The sequence below is a fragment of the Algoriphagus sp. genome, from assembly GCF_024642405.1.
In the GTDB taxonomy this organism is placed as follows: Bacteria; Bacteroidota; Bacteroidia; order Cytophagales; family Cyclobacteriaceae; genus Algoriphagus.
On sequence record NZ_JAHEBC010000366.1, the window covers coordinates 1 to 3703 of the forward strand.

At 35.9% G+C, this 3703-nt stretch carries 2 protein-coding genes and 1 pseudogene; 2 read left to right on the forward strand and 1 reads right to left on the reverse strand.

Going from position 1 to position 3703, the window contains the following annotated elements; genetic code table 11:
- Nucleotides 1-85, forward strand: a pseudogene (gene pyrH, locus Q0L68_RS17840) (UMP kinase); the annotation flags it as partial.
- A gap of 10 nt (nt 86-95) precedes the next feature.
- A complete protein-coding gene (gene frr / locus Q0L68_RS17845; RefSeq protein ID WP_296705617.1) occupies nt 96-656 on the forward strand; it encodes a ribosome recycling factor in 561 nt (186 codons plus the stop codon).
- Between the two features lie 40 nt (nt 657-696).
- Here the strand turns inward: frr and Q0L68_RS17850 are convergent, their stop codons facing one another.
- Nucleotides 697-3330, reverse strand: a complete 2634-nt coding sequence (locus Q0L68_RS17850) for a DUF5686 and carboxypeptidase regulatory-like domain-containing protein (protein WP_296705618.1) — start codon at nt 3328-3330, stop codon at nt 697-699.
- Nucleotides 3331-3703 lie beyond the last annotated feature (373 nt).

Sequence of the window (3703 nt, forward strand, 5' to 3'; positions counted from 1 at the left end):
CATTGTGTTTGACATGAACAAAACTGGTAATTTAAGTAAACTCGTAGAAGGAGAGGAAGTTGGAACTTTGATTACAACACTTTAACCTTAAGATTATGGAAGAAATCGAATTATTCTTAGACGAAGCCAAAGAATTGATGCAAAAGGCGGTGGAACATACGCAGTCTGAATTACTAAAAATCCGTGCCGGAAAAGCGATGCCAAATTTGTTAGATGGAATTATGGTCCAATATTATGGAGCACCGACTCCTCTAGTCCAAGTTGCCTCTGTGAATACCCCTGATGCACGAACACTTTCAATCAAGCCTTGGGAAAAAAACCTTATCGGTGAAATTGAAAAAGCCATCATCAACTCTGATTTAGGTTTAGCTCCTCAAAACAATGGAGAGCTTATCATTTTGACCATACCTGCTCTTACTGAAGAAAGGAGAATAAACTTGGTAAAACAAGCTAAGAACGAATGTGAAAACGGTAAGATTTCTATCCGGACAGTAAGAAAAGATACCAATGACTCCCTGAAAAAACTTCAAAAAGATGGAGCTTCTGAAGATGAAATAAAAAGAGCAGAAGATCAGGTTCAAAAATTAACAGATCACTATTCATCCAAAATAGATGAACTTTTGGTCAAGAAAGAAGCTGATATTATGAAAGTTTAAACTGAAAAACCCAGCTGGTAGGCTGGGTTTTATTTTTTTATCAATTAACCTGAATAAAGGTAGCAATCCCAAATCGAACACCTCCTCTGAGATAGTTACCATTTTCAAACCCTGCACCCATCTCCAATCGGAAGATTCTGAAAAGATTGTCTAAAGAATATCCTGCCTCCCAGTAACTTGGTGAATTTTCCGTTTTTAAATAATTGAAAAATAAGTTTTCTCTCACACCAGAAAATCGCAACATCGGTAATTGAGTCAAAAGAAATTTCCTAAACTGGTAATGAAATATTCCGGACACGTAAGATGTATTTGTGCTGTACTTATAATAATCCATGAATCGGAAATTAGAAGCGGGGCCAAAGTTTGAGAAGATCGTTCTATTACCTCCAAAATGCTGGTAATCCTGAAAATACACTTGCTTATTATTTAGAAATGTCCCCGCAGAAACATTAAAATCAAATTTACCGCTGACACCAAATTCAAAGAAATGCTCTATTCCCAACTCCACATGATCAAAGTCGGAAGCAGTTTCAGAATCCAATAAACCACCAAAAGCTTTTGTGTAATTAAATTTAATCAGGGGCGAATTACTTGTGATAGGATATTTCCTACCATTTCGGATTCCATATTTCACTCCCGGCCTCCATTCTACACTGGTATTAAATTTAAAAATTTCATGATCCTGAAATGCTAAATCTTCGGTTTCTACATTTTCAGGTTGGTTTAAAGTGTATTCCCTACCCTCTTTATTATACCAGCTGTAGTTAGAATTATTGAAAAGTTGATTGCGCTCAGCATACATCAAGTTTACCCGGTAGGTAAATCCATAATTCACTCGATGTGCCCAATATATTCTGGCAAAATCCTGTTCATATAGTTTCATGTAATTCTGTCGGAACAAAAGAGAATAGAATGCATTAACTTGTTCATTTATTGGTTCTCCACCATTAAATTGGTAGATGTATTTCCCACCTTCCAATCCGAAAGTAGTCCCCGAAGTTGGCTTTGTCGTTGACCACCTAAAATCAATTTTACTATAAAATTGATTACTTGAAAAGCCATACCTCAGTTCTGGTTCTATATTGAAACTTTTACGAATCCGATTTACACTGTCAGCAAGTTTTTCTTCCTGATACTTTCGATAGAAAAGCCCCATTCCAACTTTAAATCCTTCTACCGTATTAAAGGAAATTTTAGTCCAGTTTTGCTTAAACCCAACAGAAACCCCTTTCCCAAAACTGTAAGTTGAACCGTTCATAAAATCCAGTGGTTTGTATTTACTTCTGGCTTTTTTTGCAACAGAATCTACATCACTGATTTTGGCCGCTTCTATCACAGCAAGACTATCGTCCCTTTTGTATCCTTCTATTTCTTTTACTGTAAGCGGAACTGGACGGATACTATCCCAATAGGAAAGAGCTCTCTTCTTGGCTAAAGAATCTACACTGTAGTAGCTTTCAGAAATCACGTCAGGCTCATCCCTTTCTTTCATCGCCTCCTTTTCATACTCATTTATGAGCTTTCTATATTCCTTTCTAGTAGTGGGTTGTTCTTTAGCCAATTGTTCCAAAGCTGATTCAGACTTTTTAAAATCAACTGCCTCATCGGGAACATCCTGGACCTTTTCATCAATAATCTCTGGCACATAAGCTAAATCAGGATTCAAAGTAACCTCATATTCTCTAGTGGAAGCCAGATATTTAAATTCCCCCTCAAACCCAAAAAACTTGCCGCCAAAGGTGTAGGTATGGGTAAGGGGCATCCAAACATTTTCCGCAACAAGCGCATATTGTTGTGTCGCTTGAATGTCAAATCCCAATAGAGAGGTCTTGAGATTGAGTGAATGAATTGCCCATAGATCTTCAATTATATAAATGTATCCTTCGAAGACACGCTCCCCTCTTGATCTTGGGGTGACTCTGATTTTATTGACCATTACATCTTGATCGAAAAAACTACCTTCATAAGTAAATCTGTAATATGCGAAGGCAGATCTTGAAAGTGGAGAAATAATATCATTGATTTTATCTTGGTAAAAACTGGTCTGGATGTATGGAGCAGGTGAAGTTGACTGATTATCTCCATTGGTCCGGATGGAAATCACCTTTTCCTCTACTTTATTGGGTTGAGTAAAAGTGATTCTAGAAACAGACTCACTTGTATAGGCCTCATTTAGTTTCAAACCTTCTTTTTCCAATGTTTTCTTTAGAAAAAATGGAGCATCCGTTAATTGTCCAGTCCCCTTCAGATATACGGTCATACTATATTGTTGAAGTTGAAGTCTATGAAACTTAGCTTTGGAAATAGCCTTTCTCATAATCGTCAATGCTGGATCTTCAGCACCCGCCCTGACCTCTACTTCACTCAAAGTATAAACTTGAGGCTCTAAAGTAAAATCCATCTCAACCCATGTATCAATTATTTCTACAGTTTTGAGCTGTGATTTATAACCCAAAAATTGGATCAAAACATCATAAACTCCTGGTTCAAGCTTATACTCATATCTCCCATCTTGATTTGTAGGCACACCATCTCCCAAATTCCGAATATAGACAGAGGCATAAGGTAAAAGCTCACCTTCTGAAGAAACCACTTTCCCTCTTATCCCTTGTGCTTCAACAGATTCTGAAACAATTATGATTATTAAAAACAAAAAAAATAGCCTTCGCAACATCCCTTAATAAGTATTTATAAAATTAAATAATGATGGTAAATATATCTTATTAAAAATCCTCAATAAAAGGTATTAATATCATTTAAGATAAAAAAGGAGAAAGAAATCTCATCCATCAGTTCTAATTGATAATCAAACGATAAATTCATTTTAAAACTTTCGTTCAGTTTTAAAAAAACGAACTGAGAAGAATATTTAAGACACTGAAAAATTGATTAAACCTTTTCAATTGATTTCTTAAAAAGATAAAAAATTATGATTATCCGCAATGATGCCAGTCACCTTAAATTCTTTGCTTATCTGGTCGGAAGACCGATGACCGAAGACCGAAGCAGCCTAAAATTTACAGTTGAGCTTATTTTGTATTGCATTA